The sequence below is a fragment of the Priestia sp. Y58 genome, assembly GCF_029522095.1.
Lineage (GTDB): Bacteria > Bacillota > Bacilli > Bacillales > Bacillaceae_H > Priestia > Priestia megaterium_E.
The window spans coordinates 219,500-239,016 of sequence record NZ_JAKWFL010000004.1 but is presented as its reverse complement, the minus strand read 5'-3'; the positions used below and the strand labels follow the sequence as shown (position 1 = coordinate 239,016).

At 38.8% G+C, this 19,517-nt stretch carries 21 protein-coding genes; 5 read left to right on the top strand and 16 right to left on the bottom strand.

Features of this window, described 5'->3' with window-relative positions; translation table 11 throughout:
- The first annotated feature begins 20 nt into the window (after positions 1 to 20).
- Positions 21 to 185: a hypothetical protein gene (locus tag MMB68_RS14485; RefSeq protein WP_013055953.1), complete on the top strand. Its 165-nt coding sequence runs from the start codon at positions 21 to 23 to the stop codon at positions 183 to 185.
- A 3-nt stretch (positions 186 to 188) separates the two neighbouring features.
- Here MMB68_RS14485 and MMB68_RS14480 read toward each other — a convergent pair whose 3' ends face one another.
- From MMB68_RS14480 to MMB68_RS14445, 8 genes are all read right to left on the bottom strand, one after another.
- Complete coding sequence (locus MMB68_RS14480) at positions 189 to 686, bottom strand: methylated-DNA--[protein]-cysteine S-methyltransferase (RefSeq protein WP_277549132.1); 498 nt, start codon at positions 684 to 686, stop codon at positions 189 to 191.
- A gap of 19 nt (positions 687 to 705) precedes the next feature.
- Entirely contained in the window at positions 706 to 2,862 is a 2,157-nt protein-coding gene (locus MMB68_RS14475; protein ID WP_269871742.1) for a PAS domain S-box protein, read from the bottom strand.
- A gap of 430 nt (positions 2,863 to 3,292) precedes the next feature.
- Positions 3,293 to 4,006, bottom strand: coding sequence for a LutC/YkgG family protein (locus MMB68_RS14470; protein WP_277549131.1), 714 nt, complete (start codon positions 4,004 to 4,006; stop codon positions 3,293 to 3,295).
- Positions 3,984 to 5,423 (bottom strand): LutB/LldF family L-lactate oxidation iron-sulfur protein, encoded by a 1,440-nt coding sequence (locus MMB68_RS14465; protein ID WP_013082211.1) that lies wholly within the window; start codon positions 5,421 to 5,423, stop codon positions 3,984 to 3,986. Before MMB68_RS14465 ends, MMB68_RS14470 begins: the two co-directional genes overlap by 23 nt.
- A 17-nt stretch (positions 5,424 to 5,440) precedes the next feature.
- Positions 5,441 to 6,160 carry a (Fe-S)-binding protein gene (locus MMB68_RS14460; protein WP_114897360.1) on the bottom strand — a complete coding sequence of 240 codons (720 nt, stop codon included), beginning with the start codon at positions 6,158 to 6,160 and terminating at the stop codon, positions 5,441 to 5,443.
- Positions 6,161 to 6,551: 391 nt separating this feature from the next.
- On the bottom strand, positions 6,552 to 7,382 hold the full coding sequence (nadE, locus tag MMB68_RS14455; RefSeq protein WP_277549130.1) for an ammonia-dependent NAD(+) synthetase: 831 nt from the start codon (positions 7,380 to 7,382) through the stop codon (positions 6,552 to 6,554).
- Positions 7,383 to 7,417: 35 nt separating this feature from the next.
- Positions 7,418 to 8,938: a nicotinate phosphoribosyltransferase gene (locus MMB68_RS14450; protein WP_277549129.1), complete on the bottom strand. Its 1,521-nt coding sequence runs from the start codon at positions 8,936 to 8,938 to the stop codon at positions 7,418 to 7,420.
- 138 nt (positions 8,939 to 9,076) lie between these two features.
- Entirely contained in the window at positions 9,077 to 9,796 is a 720-nt protein-coding gene (locus MMB68_RS14445; RefSeq protein WP_014461089.1) for a FadR/GntR family transcriptional regulator, read from the bottom strand.
- Between the two features lie 192 nt (positions 9,797 to 9,988).
- On the opposite strand from MMB68_RS14445, the gene MMB68_RS14440 reads away from it, so the two are divergent.
- A complete protein-coding gene (locus MMB68_RS14440; RefSeq protein WP_060746702.1) occupies positions 9,989 to 11,758 on the top strand; it encodes a B12-binding domain-containing radical SAM protein in 1,770 nt (589 codons plus the stop codon).
- A gap of 27 nt (positions 11,759 to 11,785) precedes the next feature.
- Here the strand turns inward: MMB68_RS14440 and MMB68_RS14435 are convergent, their stop codons facing one another.
- The 7 genes from MMB68_RS14435 to phaR all read right to left on the bottom strand — a co-directional run bounded on the left by MMB68_RS14435 (position 11,786) and on the right by phaR (position 16,875).
- Complete coding sequence (locus tag MMB68_RS14435) at positions 11,786 to 11,959, bottom strand: thiamine pyrophosphate-dependent enzyme (protein ID WP_013055943.1); 174 nt, start codon at positions 11,957 to 11,959, stop codon at positions 11,786 to 11,788.
- A 2-nt stretch (positions 11,960 to 11,961) separates the two neighbouring features.
- The gene (locus tag MMB68_RS14430) at positions 11,962 to 12,123 is read right to left on the bottom strand and encodes a hypothetical protein (protein ID WP_013055942.1); all 162 of its coding nucleotides are present in this window, start codon (positions 12,121 to 12,123) and stop codon (positions 11,962 to 11,964) included.
- Positions 12,124 to 12,381: 258 nt separating this feature from the next.
- A complete protein-coding gene (locus MMB68_RS14425; protein WP_277549174.1) occupies positions 12,382 to 13,761 on the bottom strand; it encodes a TrkH family potassium uptake protein in 1,380 nt (459 codons plus the stop codon).
- Between the two features lie 118 nt (positions 13,762 to 13,879).
- The gene (locus MMB68_RS14420) at positions 13,880 to 14,164 is read right to left on the bottom strand and encodes a hypothetical protein (protein WP_277549128.1); all 285 of its coding nucleotides are present in this window, start codon (positions 14,162 to 14,164) and stop codon (positions 13,880 to 13,882) included.
- Positions 14,165 to 14,285: 121 nt separating this feature from the next.
- The gene (locus tag MMB68_RS14415; protein WP_013055939.1) at positions 14,286 to 15,374 is read right to left on the bottom strand and encodes a class III poly(R)-hydroxyalkanoic acid synthase subunit PhaC; all 1,089 of its coding nucleotides are present in this window, start codon (positions 15,372 to 15,374) and stop codon (positions 14,286 to 14,288) included.
- Between the two features lie 76 nt (positions 15,375 to 15,450).
- Positions 15,451 to 16,194: an acetoacetyl-CoA reductase gene (gene phbB / locus MMB68_RS14410; RefSeq protein ID WP_216142587.1), complete on the bottom strand. Its 744-nt coding sequence runs from the start codon at positions 16,192 to 16,194 to the stop codon at positions 15,451 to 15,453.
- Between the two features lie 81 nt (positions 16,195 to 16,275).
- Positions 16,276 to 16,875: a polyhydroxyalkanoic acid synthase subunit PhaR gene (gene phaR / locus MMB68_RS14405; protein WP_057238759.1), complete on the bottom strand. Its 600-nt coding sequence runs from the start codon at positions 16,873 to 16,875 to the stop codon at positions 16,276 to 16,278.
- A gap of 392 nt (positions 16,876 to 17,267) precedes the next feature.
- Here phaR and phaQ point away from each other — a divergent pair, with 392 nt between their 5' ends.
- The 3 genes from phaQ to MMB68_RS14390 all read left to right on the top strand — a co-directional run bounded on the left by phaQ (position 17,268) and on the right by MMB68_RS14390 (position 18,730).
- Entirely contained in the window at positions 17,268 to 17,708 is a 441-nt protein-coding gene (phaQ, locus tag MMB68_RS14400) for a poly-beta-hydroxybutyrate-responsive repressor (protein WP_013055935.1), read from the top strand.
- Between the two features lie 168 nt (positions 17,709 to 17,876).
- Complete coding sequence (gene phaP, locus MMB68_RS14395; protein ID WP_014461097.1) at positions 17,877 to 18,389, top strand: polyhydroxyalkanoic acid inclusion protein PhaP; 513 nt, start codon at positions 17,877 to 17,879, stop codon at positions 18,387 to 18,389.
- A 143-nt stretch (positions 18,390 to 18,532) separates the two neighbouring features.
- Positions 18,533 to 18,730 carry an alpha/beta-type small acid-soluble spore protein gene (locus tag MMB68_RS14390; protein ID WP_013055933.1) on the top strand — a complete coding sequence of 66 codons (198 nt, stop codon included), beginning with the start codon at positions 18,533 to 18,535 and terminating at the stop codon, positions 18,728 to 18,730.
- Between the two features lie 51 nt (positions 18,731 to 18,781).
- On the opposite strand, the gene sigI is transcribed toward MMB68_RS14390, so the two are convergent.
- A complete protein-coding gene (sigI, locus tag MMB68_RS14385) occupies positions 18,782 to 19,492 on the bottom strand; it encodes an RNA polymerase sigma factor SigI (protein ID WP_277549127.1) in 711 nt (236 codons plus the stop codon).
- Positions 19,493 to 19,517: the final 25 nt, after the last annotated feature.

Here is a 19,517-nt window from a genome sequence, read left to right as displayed (position 1 = left end):
TTGAATAAGGGGGAGTAAATATGAGTTCAGAGCAAAAAACGGATAAAAACAAAGCGCTGAATCGCAAGCAGCAATATCAACTATTCGATTTATCCAAAGATGAAGAACTAAATTCCCTCCCTTCTCCTCAGCAAATTGACGGTGTGTTTGTGCAAGGAGAAGGCTGGAAATTAGACGGTGAATAGCTATTAATTATAAGCGCCTTTTGCTACATTTCTTTCAAGCATTAATAGCTTCTCTTTTATATGAGTTTGGGAGCCTGCATAACCTGTTAAAGCTCCATTTTTGCCAATCACACGGTGACAAGGCAAAATAATAGGCAGTGGATTTCGACGATTCGCTTGTCCCACAGCTCTTACGGCTTTAGAGCGATTAACAGACTCCGCTACCTCACTGTAAGACCACGTTTGTCCATAAGGTATACCTTTAAGCGTTAACCAAACTTCTTTTTGAAAGTCTGTTCCTTTTATATCCAAAGGTAAATCAAATGTTAGCGTGCGTCCTGCAGCATAATCCTGCAGCTGTCTCTTTGCTTCTTTCACATGGTGATAATTCTCGTCATGGACAAGTTTTTTAAGCTGCTCGTTATGATCATCGCTATCAAACCAAATATGTTGAACCCCTTTTTCCGAGGCTACAATATAAATTTTCAAATCAGAAAATAAGTTCATTTCTCCATAGTACATACTTGCGTATCCTTTCTTTTTAGGCTGGAAGAATAATACGAAAAGCTGTGCCTTCTCCTATTTTGCTTTCCACTTCAATTCGCCCTTTATGTTCTTCGATAATTTTATATGAGACCATCAAACCGAGTCCCGTTCCTTTTTCTTTTGTCGTATAAAATGGTTCTCCTAAGCGCTTGATGCGCTCTTCGGGCATTCCGTCTCCTTGATCTCGGATGGAGACCGTCACGTAGTGCGGCTCTGTCGAGTAAACGTCAACAAAAATTCTTCCTCCGTTTGACGTGACTTCAATTGCATTTTTAATTACATTTATTAGTACTTGTTTAATTTGGTTCGGTTCGCAGTATACCATTGGCAGCTGAGGGGACACGCTTAGTTCAAACTGAATATTTTCTAAAAGTGCTTGAGCATTTAATAAATCAATCGTTTCTTTAACAACCGCAGCTAGATTTTTCTTTTCAAACTTTACGGCCTGTGGCTTAGCGAGTACTAGAAACTCTGTAATAATGGTTTCAATTCTTTTTAATTCGGATTTAATAATATCAAAATAAAGAGAGTGATCTTCTTGAATGTTGCTTTCTAACAGCTGAACAAACCCTTTTAAAGCTGTCATCGGGTTGCGGATTTCATGCGCAATCCCAGCTGCTAACTGTCCGACTACTTGAAGCGTATCTGACTTCCGAATCTGCTCCTGCATTTGATTTCGTTCCGTTACGTCTCTTAAAAGCGTCATATATAGACCTGGCAAGATATCTTTTTTCGTGGAAAATTCGATATTTTTAACTTTTCCGTTTCCCGTAACATACGTAATCTCTCCTTCAGCTTCCCCTTTTTGCTCAATCGTTTCTTTATGCTCAATGACCGCATCTAAATTCGCTGAAGAAATAAAATCCTCCATGGAGTGCGCACAAATCTCCTCTTTGCTGAGTTCTAAAATATCACAAAGAGAAGAATTCACATCAATAATATTTCGCTTGCCGTCCCATAAAACTAACCCATCAATCGAACCATTAAAAATCTGTCTGAATTTCTCTTCGTTATTCCGAAGCTCCTGTTCGATTTTTGTACGTTCACTGATGTTTCGAAAAATCGTTAAATGGTCTCCTTCTATAATGCCTTTTTTCCCTGTGAATTCCAACTGTTTGATTTCTCCATTTGGCATGTAAAAAGGAAGCTGATTGCGAATTTCTCCTTTTGTTTGAAACGTTTGGAGCACCTTTAACGCACTAAAGCTTTTTGTATCGATAAACGTATACAAATTGCTTCCAATTAATTTGTTTAACGGCAGCTCAAAGGTACGCGAAGAAGCAAGATTAGCGTTCAAGATTTCACCATCGTCTCCCCAAATCAAGATCGCTTCAATCGCATTTTCAAAAATAGCTCTGAAATTTTTTTCGCTTCTCAACAGCTGCTGCTCCATCAGCCGTTTTTCCGTCACGTCTCTCATAATGGACATATAGTATTGACTGTATATATTAGCCGTTGTGGTAAATTCAAAAAAAGTAACGTCTCCATTTTCGAGCCTAATCGGCAGCTCACCGCTTGTCTTTCCTTCTTGATGAAGAGTCCTCCATAATTTTTTCACCTTATAATGATAAGTAGGTTCTACAAGTTCTTCTAATGTTTTGGTTAGAAGCTGTGCTCTTGTATAATTTAATCGTTCGCAAAATGAAGGGTTCGCGTCGATAAGCTGACCCGTTCGATCAAAAATGACAATTCCGTCTACCGCTTCATTAAATACATCCATAAACATATGATGACTAATAAACCGTTCATTTTCCATCATCTTGTGCTGCGTAATATCTCGAAATGTACACACAATAATGCCCGACATGTGACTATGTTTGTGTGAAGTAAATTCAACATGCTTCATCATGCCGCTTCGAAGCGTCATCGCGCCTTCATATTTGAAATAGCTTTCTTCTAAAAGTGCTGGATAATACGCTTCAATCATGTCATACGGAAAATACATCAGAAAATCTTTCATTTGATACGTTAATAGCTCATCCTTTGTTTTTTCAAACAGCCCGCAGGCTGATTCATTTGCATTTATAACTTGAAAATACTCATCAAATACGACAATGGCATCTAATACGTCATTAAAAATAGCTCGTAGCTGCTGTAATTCACCTTGCTGCTTTTGCTCAGCTTCAGATGTTAATTCTCTGTGTGGTGACATGCTCATTGCTCCTTTCTTTTGCACTTCCCATTTCCCCACCTTTTATCTATAGACTTAGTATTCTACAAGATTTGCTTTTTACCTTTTTAAAATTAGCCACGTTTATTCAAAATGCGACATTTCTTCGCATTCTCCCGCTATTTAAAAATGGAGCATGAATAAAAGAGGCTGAGACATAACAAAATGAATCCAATCTAAAGACGAACAAATGAGATGCATGAGTTAGCTGAACCGCTTGTGACACCCCCTGTTGATTTCCGTGCAAGGCTTCGCTTTCCGCAGGAGTCTTTGCCTTGCCCTCCAATCAACTGCTAGAAGGAATGAAACAGATAAAACCTATGCTCAACATAACAAAGAAAACGAACCGTGAATCAAACATGTTGATTCACGGTTCGTTTTTCACTTCGGCTAAAATACGTTTGTCCCAGCCTCATCGATCATTTACTACAACATAAGTTGCTTGAATAGGTCCATGCACGCCAACTACTAAATTCATTTCAATATCAGCTGAATTGCTAGGTCCCGTAATAAAGTTAATGCAAGAAGCAATCGTTTCTCCTCGCTCTACTTTTTCATGAATCATTTCAGCGGCTTGTGTCATGCGAGGGACAATTGAGCTTTGAGGAATGATCGCAATATAAGTGGCGGGCAGCAAACTGACCGATCGTCCTTTTTCAGCGCTGCTGAACAAAACAACTGTGCCGGATTCCGCTAGCGTCAAATCACTGAAGGTAATGCCAACATTTGCTTGTTCAGCTAGTTTAATATTCTCCTCGCCTTTTGCAGAATTCCATACATGAAGGCTACTGCTTGTTTCCCATTTCTCCATCAGCAGGTTCAATCCATATTCGGAAAACCTAGGATCATCCCACGTGCTCACAAGACCATTTCCATAGTTCGCTACGGCTTCCTCAAGGACAGCTGGCAAGTGTTGTGATGATGTTTCTAAATAGCGGGTATGAATACGTTCGCAATGGTTTTCAAGCTCTTTCTTTAATTGATCTGGCGAATAGCTGCGGTAGACCTCATGCTGAGGAGCATGCTTCCATTGTGGCCTTACTACGCCGCTTGTTCGCCTGCTTCGCTTAAGATTAGCTGCAATATTATCTAAAAAACTGTCTCTATTTTGAATGCTTCCGTTCATCATCATCACTCCTTTTATCAAACCAATCTCGTAAGCGCTCTTTTGTAGGCGCCGGAAACTCTCTGCTTTCCGTCCACGCTTTTAATGGACCAGGTCCTTTGGAAATACTGCTTCCTGACATAAAAGGAGTAAGAGCTGCCGGTGCTACTTTAGCGCCCACTGTATATAGAGAAGAAGAAGCTGCCCCCAAGCCAAATGCTTTCATCGCCAGCTTTTCTGAAATAGGTGCTTTTCCTTCCTTTTCGACAATCCGCTGACGGTGCTTGTGTAATAGCTCATGCAGCGGAATTTTGACTGGACAGGCATCTGTACAGGCCGCGCATAGCGTTGAAGCATATGGAAGCTCTTTGTAATCTTCATAGCCTCCAAGCAAAGGAGATAATACAGCTCCAATCGGACCTGAATAAATAGATCCATATGAATGTCCTCCAATATGGCGATACACGGGACATACATTCACACATGCCGCACAGCGAATACACTGTAAAACAGATTGAAACTCAGTTCCTAAAATCGCAGATCGTCCGTTATCTACAATCACTAGGTGAAATTCTTCCGGTCCGTCTACTTCCCCTGGAAGTCTAGGTCCCGTAAGCGCCGTTACGTAACTTGTAAGCCGCTGACCTACTGCACTTCTAGTTAACAGGCTTACCAACACTTCAAACTCTTCAAAAGTTGGCACAATTCTTTCCATTCCCATAACCGTAATTTGCGTTTTAGGAAGGGCAGTTGTTAACCTTGCATTTCCTTCATTGGTTACAAGTGAAATAGATCCAGATTCTGCAATCGCAAAATTACATCCCGTGATGCCAATATCTGCTGATAAAAATTCTTTTCTCAGCATTTCCCGGGCGTGAAGAGCTAGTTCTTCAGGTTTTTCTGTTTTTTTATACGAAAGCTTTTCCTGAAATACATCTCTAATTTGTTCTTTATTTTTATGAAGTGCAGGAGCGACGATATGAGAAGGCGGATCGTGATCATCTACTTGCAGGATATATTCTCCTAAGTCCGTTTCAATAACTTCACAGCCCAGTTCTTCTAAAGCAGCGTTCATATGAATTTCTTCTGTAACCATTGACTTGGATTTAACGACTTTCTTTGCCTGCTTTTGCCTCGCTACATTTTTTATGTACTCATTCGCTTCTTCAGCTGTTTGAGCGAAAAAAACGTGGCCTCCGCGTTTAGCTACATTATCAGTAAGCTGTTCTAAATAGTAATCTAAATTTTCAAGCGTATGCTGACGAATTTCTTCACCAAGCGCTCGCCATTCTTCCCAGTTCCCTAGCTCTTCTGCCGCATCTAATCTACGGCTTCTTAAGCGCTCTTGAGCACTTGAAACCGCAAAGCGCATAAACGCATTATTGACTCCATCATCAACGCGTTTTTTAAACTGATCGTTTCCTATTTTCATAGACATTCAGCATTCTCCTTTCTTTACATTCTGCTATTTAACACTTCAGCGATATGCATCACTTTTACAGGCTGTCCTTTTCGTTCAATTCTTCCTCCAATATTCATAAGACAGCCGCAGTCGGCTCCAATTAAGTACTCTGCGTTTGTCTTAGCTATACAGCCCACTTTTTCATCGACCATTTGTTCAGAGATTTGCCCCATTTTAACCGAAAACGTCCCGCCGAATCCGCAGCAGTTATGACTGTTTTCAAGGTTCTCCATTTCAAGACCCTTTACATTGTTTAATAGTGTAAAAGGTTCTTTTTTTACGTTTAGCAAACGCGTCATATGACAGGAAGAATGATAAGTGGCTTTCCCATTTAAGCTGGCCCCTACATCTTCAACTTTTAAAACGTTTACAATAAAATCCGTTAGCTCATACGTTTTATCAGCAAGCTTCACGGCAGGTTCATACCATGCAGCATCACCTTTAAAAAGATGGGGATACTCTTTGAACATTGTCACACACGAGCCGGATGGAGATACAACGTACTCTGCATGCTCAAACGCTTTTATCATGTTTTTCATCGCTTCTTTTGATTCTTTTACGTAACCGCTGTTATATGCAGGCTGTCCGCAGCAAACTTGACTCTTTGGAAAATCCACTTCGCATCCTAGTCGTTCTAACAATTCTACCGTCGCTTTTCCTACATTTGTTTGAAACATATCAATCAAACATGTCGCAAATAAAGATACTTTCATCATTTGCTCCCTCCAAGTTGATCATTTTACTTCTTTTAATTAACAGGTCATCAGATGACTTAATGCTATTATACTCCTATGTTTTTCTAATTTCACTAGTTTTTCAAAAATACCTTTCTTTGTTTGCTATCTTTTTTTCATAAAAAATAGGAAATTGAGACATAACTAAATCATTTCAATCTAAAGACGAACAAATTGGATAAATGATTTAATGTGGATTATTTGTTAGACCGCGGTTGATTTTCGGGCAGCTGCTAGAAGAAACGAAACACGTGAAACCTACGTTCACCACAACCATAAAAAAATCCGAACGAGTTTCATTCTCTATCAAGAATCAAATTCGTTCGGATTTCCTTCAACTAAAATACGTTCGTTTCAGCTTCTTACTTATTTATTTCCAAAAATCATCAAATACTGTGATTGGCAATTGGCGTTTATGCTGCGTCTTTAAAAAGTGACCTTCAATGACGTGACTTGCATGTTCACCTACATCTTTGCCTTCTAAATAATCGTCGATTTGCTCATACGTTACGCCAAGCGCTTCTTCATCCGGAAGCTGTGGACGATCTTCTTCTAAATCAGCTGTTGGTTTTTTCATATATAGATGCTCGGGACAGCCTAATTCTTTTAACATTTGTTTTCCTTGTCGCTTGTTCAGACGGAAGATAGGTACTAAGTCAGCTCCTCCGTCACCAAATTTTGTATAAAATCCTGTAACAGCTTCAGCAGAGTGATCCGTTCCGAGTACGACTCCACTGTACATGCCCGCTACCGTATATTGTGCAATCATTCGTTCACGTGCTTTTACATTTCCTTTGTTGAAGTCGGACACTTTATCGTCTGCCGCTTCTTCAACAGCAGAAAGCATCGCATCTACTGCTGGCTTTACGTTAATAGAAATAGATTTTGTTGGTTGAATAAAACCTAGTGCATCTTGACAGTCTGCTTCATCTGCCTGCACACCGTATGGAAGACGAACAGCAATAAACTGATAGCGCTCTTCTCCCGCTTCTTCGTTCAACTCATTAACCGCTAGCTGCGCCAGCTTTCCAGTTAACGTAGAATCTTGCCCGCCGGAAATACCTAGTACAAACGAACGTAAAAAAGGATATTTGTTCATGTAGGATTTCAGAAAATCAACGCTGCGGCGAATTTCTTCCACGGGATTAATTTCTTTTTGGACGTGCATTTCTTCAATAATTTGCTTTTGTAGCTCTTTCATAAAAAAACTCTCCTCTCATTACTAGCTGACGAAATCTACACAAGTACGGTATCAGATAGTAACTTGTTTCTAGTCTCTTCAATATTTTGCATTTTGTTATCCCAGCAGTTTGTACTCAAGTCTACCGGATACTCTGTAGGACGGAATACATCTTCGTTCGATTTTGTAATGACTTTGTAGTCATCCCATAGATGCTTTAAGTTTTGTAAGCAGTAAGCTCTCATTTCTTCAATGGTAGGCTGCTCGTACACAAGCTTTCCCTGCGCAAAGATTGGCTGGTGAATTTTACGTGCGTTAAAGTTCGTGACAAACTTGCTGACGTGTGTATGAATAGGATGAAACATTTTTAAATGCTGCTCTTCGTTCGGCACTTCGTCCTGCATCGTAATATAATCGCCTTCCCATTTGTGGTTCACTTGATTTACAATTCGATATACTTCTTTTAGGCCGGGAGTTGAAATTTTCTCCGGATTTTCTGACAGCTTAATCGTATCCACCATGTTTCCATAATCATCTTCAATAGAAACCAGCTTGTACACCGCTCCTAGCGCAGGCTGATCAAAAGAGGTCATGAGCTTTGTTCCAACTCCCCATCCATCAATTTTGGCACCTTGCGCTTTCAAATCTAGAATGCTGTACTCATCAAGGTCATTCGAAGCAAAAATTTTCACATCATGATAGCCAGCTTCATCAAGCATTTTTCTTGCCTCTTGAGAAAGATATGGAAGTCTTCCGCTATCTAATCGAATACCGATAAAATTAATGCGATCTCCCATTTCTTTTGCTACTTTAATAGCATTGGGAATACCTGATTTTAACGTATTATATGTATCTACTAAAAAGATACAGTTACGGTGTGATTCCGCATACTTTTTAAACGCGCTGTATTCATCACGATAGACTTGAACAAGCGCGTGAGCATGAGTGCCGGACACGGGAATTCCAAATACTTTCCCCGCTCTTACATTACTGGTTGCATCAAAGCCTCCAATATAAGCAGCTCTTGCCCCGTAAAATGCAGCATCCATCTCGTGTGCTCTTCTTGAACCAAATTCCATAAGCTGATTCGTACCCGTATGCTCATATAAATTATCTTCTCCCGCGGCTAGGCGAATACGCGATGCTTTTGTCGCAATCAGCGGGTGGAAATTTAAAATATTTAAAAGCGGCGTTTCAATAAGCTGCGCTTCCGCTAAAGGAGCGTCAATCTGCAGAATTGGTTCGTTAGCAAAAATCATTTCGCCTTCTACAACCGAACGAACATTACCGCTAAAGCGAACTTGCTTTAAATAGTCGATAAACTCCGCTTCATAATGCAATTCTTCATATAAATAATCTAAGTCCGTTTCGCTAAACCTAAAATTAGCAATAAAATCAATTACTCTTTCTAGCCCGGCAAACACAGCATAACCGCTTTCAAACGGCATCCGACGAAAGTAAGCTTCGAATACAGAACGGCGTTTATGAATATGGTCTTTAAAATACGTATGTGCCATATTCAGTTCATATAAATCTGTATGCAAAGCTAAACTATCATCTCTATATTGCTTTTTCATACTTTGTAACCCTCCATTTGACAATCCTAGTTTCTATTATGTAAATCTTTTCACAATAGAGCAAGCATAAATTATCGGAAGGTGCTTGAATTTTAGTTTTTCTGTTATTTGGTGCACACTTTTCTACCTGAAATGGCATTATTTTTCTTCCGGTATGTATTTCATTAACACGTGTTCAACATTATCAAGATGACTCATCATAAAATGCTGAGCGTCTTCTGCATGCTGAGAAAGAATAGCTTCATAAATTTGCTGATGCTCTTTATAAATCCGTTCAGCCGTTTTTTCTTCAGCATAAAGCCAGATGCGTCTTGTCTCTTTCATCGTTTCAATCATCATTTCTGACACGTTATTCATAAGCTTCACTAAAAGAGGGTTTTGCGAGGCTTTGGCAATGGCTAAATGAAAAGCAAAATCTGCTTTCTCTCCAAGCTCTTCATTGCCAAACGCTCCTTTCATTTGTTCTAGACTATCGGACAGCTGGTTGAGATCCGCATCCGTTCTCTTTTGAGCTGCCGCTCGAACAGCTCCAATTTCTAATACTTTTCTCACTTCAAGCAAATGTTCAATATCATTTTTATTCATTAATACAGCGCTAGTTACAGGCAAAGACAGCATGTCTGAGTTGAATTCCCGTACAAATGTGCCTTCTCCCTGCTTCATCTCGAGCAGCCCCATCGCCCGCAAAGCACTAAGAGCTTCACGAATAGCTGAGCGCCCTACCTGAAAATTTTCCGCCAGCTGCTGCACTGAATCCAAACGGTCTCCGGGCTTTAAACTGCCTTCTTTTATATTTTCAAGAAGCGTTTCGGCTACTTCTTCGTATATTTTTTTTGGCTTAATTCGCTTATATTCCACGTTTTCCACCTCATTTTTTCGTTCACCAAGGTTCATATTAACCGAGACTCTTTCTTCTTTTACGTTTCTGTTACATTTTACCGAAATCTTTTCCCCTCCACAACAAAAGTGGCAAGGTATTTATACTTTATTTCTCAAATGTGCTAAAATAGTAAATTGATTTCATATTACGAGTTAAAAGGAGCTTTTTGAATGAACATTGTTGTCAGTACATTGAATGCGAAGTATATTCATACTTCTTTAGCCCTTCGATGTTTAAAAGCCTATGCCGAGCCTGACTATAAAGTGGATATGGCCGAATATACGATTAAAGATCCTGCTATGAACATTGTCACGGATTTATATAAACGCAACCCAGATATTATTGGTTTCAGCTGTTACATTTGGAATATTGAAGAAACGATTAAAGTCGCACAAATGCTTAAAAAGATCAATCCCGAGCTCATCATTATATTCGGTGGACCAGAAGTAACCTATGATGTAACTCACTGGCTAGAGCGTATTCCTGAAGCTGACTTTATCGCGATCGGTGAAGGAGAAGAAACATTCAAGCAGCTGTTAGACGAACTTCACGGAGAGCGTCAGTTTGAAAACGTAAGCGGCGTGGCTTTCCGAAAAGAAGGAAAACCAGTTGTTAACCCGCAGCGCAATAAAATTGACCTGCGCGAAATGCCTTCTCCTTTCCGTTTTGAAGAAGACCGCCAAGAACTTTCAAAACGCGTTGTGTATATTGAAACGAGCCGCGGCTGTCCGTTTAGCTGTCAGTTCTGTCTCTCTTCTATTGAAGTCGGCGTTCGTTATTTCGATAGAGAAAAGGTAAAAGAAGATATTCGCTATTTGATGGATAACGGAGCACGTACGATTAAGTTCGTAGACCGCACGTTCAACATCAGCCGCAGCTACGCCATGGAAATGTTCCAGTTTTTAATTGATGAACACCGCGAAGGTACGGTATTTCAATTTGAAATTACTGCCGATATTATGCGCCCAGAAGTTATTCAGTTCTTAAACGATCATGCGCCAAAAGGATTATTCCGCTTTGAAATTGGCGTTCAATCTACAAATGACGCTGTCAATGAACTAGTCAAACGCAAACAAAACTTTAAAAAATTAACGCGTACCGTCACAATGGTAAAAGAAGGCGGAAAGATCGACCAGCATTTAGACTTAATCGCGGGACTGCCAGACGAAGATTATAACTCATTTAAGAATACGTTTAATGATGTATTTGCACTTCGCCCTGAAGAGCTTCAGTTAGGCTTTTTAAAAATGCTTCGCGGCACCGGCTTACGCTTAAGTGCGCCTCGCTATAATTATCAATACATGGATCAGTCTCCTTACGAAATTTTAAGCAATAACGTCTTGCCATTTTCAGATGTGGTACGTATTAAACATGTGGAAGATATTTTAGAAAAGTTTTGGAATGACCACCGAATGGATGAAACAATCGAGTTTTTAGTAGAGCACTGCTATGATACACCTTTTGATTTCTTCCAAAACTTCGGGACGTATTGGGATGAAATGGGCTGGGTTCGAATCGGCCACCAGCTTGAAGATTTATTCAGACGCCTTAGACAGTATATTGAAACAGAGAATTTTTCAAATGAAGAAATGATTGAAGGGTTTATGAAAATTGATTATTTACAAAACCAAAAGCATAAGCCTCGCAAACCTTGGTGGGACGATAAAGTAGAAAAACAAGTCCGCTCTCATTACTATCAGCAAATGCTTGCTAATCCTTCTATTATGGGACAGGCTTTTGAAGCTGAACAGCTCGCTGAAAAAGAATTATACAAGCACACTGTTTTAGAGATTCTTCCATTTGACTATATGTATTATAAACAAACGGGAAAAATAAATGAACAACCATCTGTTCTTCTTGCTTATTATGATCAAAAAGCAAATGATACAAAACTTTATTCAGCACCTGTAGAGGCATTTGGCCTTCCAGTTGTAAGCTAAAACCTCGGATATCCGAGGTTTTTTTCTTTAACATTCTTTTTTCTTTTTTTGCTCTTTATCAGACTTTGTCTTTCCTAGGGATTCATATATTTTAGCTGCGTTGGGATCGCCCATTTCCGCTCCGAACTCTTCTTGCAGTAACTGTTTTTGCTTCGCTTCAGTGCTTGCGATATGCTTATTATTTTGTTTATGTTTGCTCATCGTTACTTACCTTGCTTTCCTTTTTTAGAATTGCGATTCGCGCCTTTAGCCGGCTCCTCACCGCCAGCATATTCAGCAGCAAATTCTGCATCTGAAAGACTCTCTTTTGGTGTATTATTGTTAGTCAGTGCTGATTTGTACCCTACTTTACGCTTTGCCATCATATATCCCTCCTATGCTTGGAAGTCCATTGAACTTCCTTTTCTTAGAATGCACTTTCTGATGCGCAATATAAGCAGAAAAAGCTGTAAAAAAGCGGTTGAAATATAACGACATTACTTTAATCTAAAGACGAACAAATGGGATACATGAAATCCGCGTTCATCATCATAATAAAAAAATCCGAACGAGTATGATTCTTAATCAAGAAACAAACTAGTTCGGATCCTCCTTCAACTAAAATATTTTTGTCCCATCCTTTTTTATCCAATAATAATACGTTCTTTCGGATAGTGATAATCCGGTCCAGACGTTGGACGGCGAAGCATTAAAATAAATGAAAACATGCCGATTCGGCCGATGAACATTAAAATCATAATAACGCATTTACCGATATCAGAAAGCCCTCCTGTAATTCCCATTGATAAACCTGTTGTCCCAAAAGCTGAACACACTTCAAAAATAAGCTCAATGAGAGAAAAATGTTCTGTAATACTTAAAATAAGAAGAGAAATCGAGCAAATGATTACCGCTAACATCGATACAGCTACTGATTTAATAATGTCATCTTCATGAATTTCGCGGCGAAAGATTTTAATCGTCTTATTTCCTCTTACGTAATAAAACAGGAAAAGAATATTTAATGCAAACGTCGTCGTACGAATTCCTCCCCCTACTGAGCTCGGTGAAGCACCGATAAACATCATCGCGCTCATCATAATTAACGTAGGAAGCGAAAACTCATTAATATTCATGGTCGCTACTCCTCCGCTCCTTGTAGCAGCGGATTGGAAAAACGCATAAAAAAACGATTCATCCCAAGATTTATCTGTTAAAAATCCTGAATGCTCTAGCACCAGAATCAAGATTGTTCCCCCTGCTAACAACAGAAAAAACATAATGGTCGTTAGCTTCGTAAATAGCGAAAATTGAAATTTGCGCTTATCTTTAAATGTTAAAAAATAATGCTTAATTTCAATTAATACAGGGAATCCAATCGCTCCAAGCGTAATTAAAATAACGGTTACCACTTGCACAAAATAATCGTGGGCATACGGAATAAATGAAGATCCTGTAATATCGAAGCCAGCATTTGTTGTAGCGCTGACAGAAGCAAAGAAACCATGCAGAAACGCATCTGTCCAGCTCGAATAATAACGGAGAAAATGTAATCCTAAAATAATGGCCCCAGCTAGTTCAATGGCAAAAATAATAAATAAAATATTTCTCATCAAGTCAACTAATCCTGATAAACGGGATTGGTTATGGTCTGTCATAATGAGCTGACGTTCCTTTAAACCGATTTTTTTACCCAAAATCATCCAAATAAATGTACTGAGTGTCATTACACCAATACCACCGATTTGAAAAATAAAAGCGAGTAAAAAATAGCCCGTCGTACTAAATGTATCCGGAGTAGAGACAGGTGTCAGCCCTGTTACACTTACCGCACTGACGGCAATAAATAAGCGATCAATAAATGCTAACTTCACTCCCGGCTTTAAAGCTTCTGGGATACTAAGTAATAGAAATCCAAGCGTAACAGCCACTATGTAAAATGTAACAATAATTTGAGCTGAAGACATCTGCCTTACTCGTCGTTTCCATGGTTGCGGCATAATCTGACATTCCTTTTTTGTTATAATACTAATAGTTTTCTTCTTTCTTCCCAAAGCATACTCATTGTTACACGGATCGCAATATCCATGTAAAAAATCCCATGTTCAAAAAGGTGACTACATTAGTATAAAAGAAGTCACCTCACTTGTCATTAGATATCATATATTCCAGTAGCCCGCATAAAAAACCGTCAATCAATATTGTCTGTTTACAAAAAAAACGAGGTTGAGACATAATTAAATGAATCCAATCTAAAGACGAACAAATGGGATACATGAGCTGAACCGCTTGTGACACCGCTGTTGATTTCCGTGCAAGACTTCGCTTTCCGCGGGCGGCCCGTGAGCCTCCTCGTCGCTGACACTCCTGCGGGGTCTCACCTGTTCCGCTTTTCCCGCAGGAGTCTTCGCCTTGCCCTCCAATCAACAGCTAGAAGCAACTATATATTTGAAACCTACGTTTACCATAACAAAAAAACGAACCACTGATATCAGTGGTTCGTTTTTCACGTCGGCTAAAACACTTTTGTCCAAGCCGCGTCTTTATTTTATTTAGAACGTTTTTCTAGCCAATCGCCGATTGAAGGATATGTTTCCTTCACTGCTTTTGGGCCAAATACAACAGATACGTGACCTGTTTGCAGCAATTTGTACTCTTTATCTTCACTTGAAACAGCGTCCATTAAAGCTGCCACTTGATGCGGCATCGCAATATGATCACGGCTAGCAGCAATGTTTAAAATATTAGCTTTAATATTTTTCAAATCTACTTTGCGTCCGCGAACTTCAAGTTCACCATTGATTAATTTGTTTTGTTGATAGAAGTCACGAATCCACTGACGATAAGCTTCACCAGCAAATGGGATTCCATCGGCAACCCACTTTTGCATAAGCTTCCAGCTTTCAACAAAACGCTGATTTTCCGAACGGTCCACTAGCGTTACATATGGGCCGTAGAAATTCGTGATTGGCTTTAACATCTTGTTTCCAAAGTCAATCATCTCTGGAGGGATGTTTCCGAATGTATCTACTGCTTTATCTAAATTAAAGTAGCGATCGTCTAGGAATGCTCCGTATAAACCTGTATCCGAAAAATCAAATGGACTTGTCATAAAAATTAAGTTTTTAATCGGCAAGTCTTCATTTAATGCAGCAAAAATAGATGTCATAGTTCCGCCCATGCAGTAACCAAGAACGGACAAATCAGGAGATTTAGAAGTACGCAGCACCTTTTTCGCCGCTTTTGGAATATAATCCACGATATAATCATCTAGCTTCATATTGCTGTCTTCAAGCCCAGGAGTTCCCCAGTCAAGCAAATACACGTCAAAACCGCGGTTTAATAAGTATTCAACAAGGCTGTTTCCAGGTGTTAAATCCAAAATATACGGTTTATTGATCAGTGCATATACGAGTAAGATTGGTGTTTTATGCAGGTTATCTTTTACTGGCGTATAGCGATATAATTTCGCTTTGTTCTTTTTCCAAATAACCTCTTTTGGTGTTAATCCAACTTCCGGTTCCGCTTCTGTTGTCATAATTTCATATGCACGCTTAAAACGTCTTGCAGAACTTTTATATTCACTTGGCATTGATTTGATTAATTTTTCCCACTCTTGCACGTAAGGAATTGCCACGAATATACACACCCTTTCATTTCATTAGTAGTTAGTTAACAAGCACAGCCCCGACAAAAGTCAGGGCCAGCATCTATTACATGTATAAGCCGCCGTTAATGTTTAACTGTTGTCCTGTAATGTACGCGCCGTCTTTTGCTAAGTAAACAACTCCGCGTGCAATTTCTTCAGCATGGCCTAAGCGACGAGTTGGGATTTTTGCTACAACTTTTGCAAGAACTTCTTCCGGCATTGCCATTACCATTTCCGTTTCAATAAATCCTGGGCAAATTGCATTAACCGTTACGCCAGTTTTAGCTAGCTCAAGAGCTAATGATTTAGTGAATCCTAGCATACCTGCTTTAGCAGCTGAGTAGTTTGTTTGACCAAATCCGCCCGCTTGACCAATAATTGATGAAATATTGATAACACGACCGCCTTCAGATTCTAAAAGGTGCGTTAGCGCAGCTGATGTTGTGTTGTATACGCTATGTAAGTTTACATCAATTACTTTTTTCCAATCTTCTTCACCTAACTTCTTGAATGAACGGTCGCGCGTAATTCCAGCATTGTTTACTAGAATGTCTAATTGACCAAACGCAGCTTTTGTTTCTTCGATTAGGTGTTTTGCTTGATCTACATAAGACACGTCGGCTTGAACCGCAATAGCTTCTCCGCCGTTGTCTTTAATTTCTTTTACGATAGCTTCTGCAGATTCTTTACTGCTGTTATAGTTTACTGCTACTTTTACTCCATTAGAAGCAAGCTCACGTGTAATTGCTGCCCCGATACCTTTAGATCCGCCTGTTACGATTGCTACTTTACCTTGTAATGTTGTCATGAAAAATTTCCCCCTTGCTTCTTCAGCGATGATTTTTACTGTAAATACAGCAGTTAATGTTGTTATAAAATCCCCTACACCTTACTTGCGAGCCGGCTGCTCAGTTTTTTGAGCGTTTGACGGTTTTGCTTCAGATTTAGCTTCTGCCTTTGGCTTTTCAGCTAATTTTTCTTGTTTTTCTAACAGCTGAGCCTGAAGCTGCTCACCTTGAGTTTTAATTTGTTTTTGAATAGTTTCTTTTAACTCGTCTTGGTTTTTTTGCTGCCCTTCAAGAAGAGACAAAACTTTGTCGAGTTTTTTGTCTAACGATTTGACATCAGATTTCAGCTTAGTGACATCTTTTTTCAAAGCAGATGCACTTTCTTGCTGTGCTTCTAATTCATCAAAACGATCGTCAAATTGCTCTTCTAATAATTCTACTTTTTCTTCCACATTGATGACTAATGACGCAACGTTTGCTACATCTTCTTTTGTGGGTACATTTACTTGGTGCAGATAGCGCCCCGTTACTTCATTTACTGCTTGTTGATATTGAAGGTTCATATTTAGCACATTTCCCATGAGCTGGGAAAATTCTTCACGATTCATATTGTCCCCAATAACTTTACCCCAGTAAGATTCGGTTTTGTCATATACGTCTTTCCATGCTTGAAACGGATCAAATACTTTTTGCTGTTCCAAAACTCCATCTCCTTTCTTGTGTACGTTAAAAGTGATGGCTTTCAATATGGACACTTAATGTGACAAGCGACATATTAGAAGCTCTAAGTAAACGCAACCAATTTTGCGTTTATTTATTGGATAATGTAAATCTTTTCACAATTCACTTACCAACAAATTATAAATGTTATAAAAATTACCTACATGTACTATTATAAATTCGTTTTCCAAAATAAACAATTCTAAATCTTTGTTTATTTTTGAATTTTTTTGACGCTTTTTGTCGAAATCCAAAAAATCGTTCTTTTTTCCTGTATTTGAAAGACCTGTTTTAAAGTGTTGACAATTTTTTCATCTAGGTGTAAATTACACATATAGAAAACAAATTCTCTTTTTTCGAAGGGGTGATTACCTTGGGATCAAGTGAAAAAGATAACACCTCTAATTCAAACAACTTAGAAAAATCGATTAGCGGTGCACCAAAAAACTTGATGGTTCCTTTTCTTCTTTTAAGTTTAAGAGGGTGGAATCTACATGGTTACAAGCTCATTCAGCAACTAATGAGCTTTGGATTCACATCAGTTGATCAAGGAAATGTCTACCGCACGCTGAGACAGCTTGAAAAGGACAACTTGATTACATCGCAATGGGATACGTCAGCTGAAGGACCTGCACGCCGGATTTATTCATTAACAGATGCCGGTGAACAATATTTAAGCATGTGGGCTAATTCACTTGAACAGTATCAAAACATGTTAGATTCATTTTTTCACATGTATACCGACATGTTGTTCCCTTTTAGCTCTTCTTCTTCTAAAAAGTCAAAAGAATCAAAAGAGGAAGAAAACGATTAAAGGGATTCACGCAGTACATCTGCGTTTCCTAATATAATGTTAAATTTCACGGTCAACCAGCGAGCGCGGAATGTTAGGTTTATCACACAACTACGAATTTCTTCTTTAACGTTTTGTTCATTACGATAACTGTTCGCCAGACCAAATTATTCAAGGAGGAATTTGATTATGTCAACAGTAAAGTATGATACAGTAATTGATGCAATGTGGGAACAATGGACAAAGGGGTTACAAAACATTGCAGACGGAAACAAACAAATTGAGCAATGGACGTTAAAAGCACTTGAGCAACAGCAAGAATTTGTAACAAAAGCAGTTGAACAGCTTCAAGCAACAGACAAACAATGGAAAGCTGAATTAGAAGACCTTCAACAAAAAACAGTTGAAAACTTACGTAAGACAGCTGGAAACGCTGTTGCCGATTCTTATGAAGAATGGACAAACCGCACGCATGAAGCATTAAATAAATTACAAGAGCTTTCTCTTAACCAAAGCAAATCAAGCTATTCTTTAGTAAAACAAGCTCAAGAACAATATCATCAAGTAGTAACACAATTAGTAGAAGAGCAAAAGAAAACACGCCAAGAATTCCAACACGTATCTGATGCATACGTAGAACAAGTAAAATCTCTTCAAAAGTCATTTGCTCAGTCTCTTGAGCAATATGCAGTTGTAAAATAATATATAAAAAAGCCCAGCTTCTTTGAAAGCTGGGCTTTTTTATACTTTCTTGCAAACCATTACCAGTATGCAAAATAGTAAACAGCAAATAATACAGGTACAGCAGTGAACTGCTGTACCACTAAAAAAGGAGATGACTAATCATGGCTAGAACAAATAAACTATTAACACCAGGCGTAGAACAATTTTTAGATCAATATAAATATGAAATCGCTCAAGAATTTGGGGTAACTCTAGGTTCTGACACTGCTGCACGCAGCAACGGTTCAGTAGGCGGAGAAATCACAAAACGCTTGGTGCAACAAGCTCAAGCTCACTTAAGCGGCAGCACACAAAAATAAAACATAACTTCATAACATGGCTAAAAAAAGGCACCTGCGTGTGCCTTTTTCTTACATAATATAGTCTTTTAAATACACGTAGTCCCCCGCTAATATAATAACCATCGCGATAATATATTTACGGTTTCTTTCAATTGTTTTCCGGCTCACTTTAACATGTTTTTCAATCAAGCGAATAGGAAGCTGCCGCTTTAAAAACAGCTTATCTTTTAATTCTTTTTCATTGACGATAAATGATGCAACTTCCACAGCATTTCCCCTTGCATCCTTATGTTTAGGAGACGTGTTGATAATGTCTTCAAGAGTTAATTTAAACAATTTTAGCGTCTGACAAAAATAAGTCATTTCCTCTTGAATATATGAAGTTTCACTTTGCCTTTTATAGTTAGAAAGCGATATATCCCTTTCTACCTTACCTTGAATAAAACCTTCATTTTCAATTCGGCTATAGAGCAGCGTTTGATTTCTCTTTTCTTTTCGAATATAGTCGATTACTCTTCTTTTAATAATAAGTTCCGCAAATGCAAGAAGAGATCGCCCTTTTTGGATTGTGTAATTTTCAATGGCTTCATTAAATGCAATCAGACCAATGCTAAATTCATCGTCAGCTTCACTTATATAACGTTTACATACAGCTGAAACAACTTTAGCAATAAACGGTTTATATTGTTGAATCATTTCATTATGTAATTGTTTATCCCCTTGCTGAATCGTCAGTACAAGCGTTTCAAGCGATGGAGGCGTTTGAACTTTTGTGAGCATTGGCTTCACCTCTTTTACTATACTC

Bases quoted from the DNA above. Each gene is read 5' to 3' on its own strand.
- MMB68_RS14460 (WP_114897360.1), bottom strand. From the start codon at position 6,160: ATGAAAGTATCTTTATTTGCGACATGTTTGATTGATATGTTTCAAACA.
- MMB68_RS14450 (WP_277549129.1), bottom strand. From the start codon at position 8,938: ATGAAAAAGCAATATAGAGATGATAGTTTAGCTTTGCATACAGATTTA.
- phbB (WP_216142587.1), bottom strand. From the start codon at position 16,194: ATGACAACATTACAAGGTAAAGTAGCAATCGTAACAGGCGGATCTAAA.
- MMB68_RS14480 (WP_277549132.1), bottom strand. From the start codon at position 686: ATGTACTATGGAGAAATGAACTTATTTTCTGATTTGAAAATTTATATT.
- phaP (WP_014461097.1), top strand. From the start codon at position 17,877: ATGTCAACAGTAAAGTATGATACAGTAATTGATGCAATGTGGGAACAA.
- MMB68_RS14485 (WP_013055953.1), top strand. From the start codon at position 21: ATGAGTTCAGAGCAAAAAACGGATAAAAACAAAGCGCTGAATCGCAAG.
- MMB68_RS14470 (WP_277549131.1), bottom strand. From the start codon at position 4,006: ATGAACGGAAGCATTCAAAATAGAGACAGTTTTTTAGATAATATTGCA.
- MMB68_RS14465 (WP_013082211.1), bottom strand. From the start codon at position 5,423: ATGTCTATGAAAATAGGAAACGATCAGTTTAAAAAACGCGTTGATGAT.
- nadE (WP_277549130.1), bottom strand. From the start codon at position 7,382: ATGAAAGAGCTACAAAAGCAAATTATTGAAGAAATGCACGTCCAAAAA.
- MMB68_RS14435 (WP_013055943.1), bottom strand. From the start codon at position 11,959: ATGAGCAAACATAAACAAAATAATAAGCATATCGCAAGCACTGAAGCG.
- MMB68_RS14390 (WP_013055933.1), top strand. From the start codon at position 18,533: ATGGCTAGAACAAATAAACTATTAACACCAGGCGTAGAACAATTTTTA.
- MMB68_RS14440 (WP_060746702.1), top strand. From the start codon at position 9,989: ATGAACATTGTTGTCAGTACATTGAATGCGAAGTATATTCATACTTCT.
- sigI (WP_277549127.1), bottom strand. From the start codon at position 19,492: ATGCTCACAAAAGTTCAAACGCCTCCATCGCTTGAAACGCTTGTACTG.
- MMB68_RS14475 (WP_269871742.1), bottom strand. From the start codon at position 2,862: ATGTCACCACACAGAGAATTAACATCTGAAGCTGAGCAAAAGCAGCAA.
- MMB68_RS14430 (WP_013055942.1), bottom strand. From the start codon at position 12,123: ATGATGGCAAAGCGTAAAGTAGGGTACAAATCAGCACTGACTAACAAT.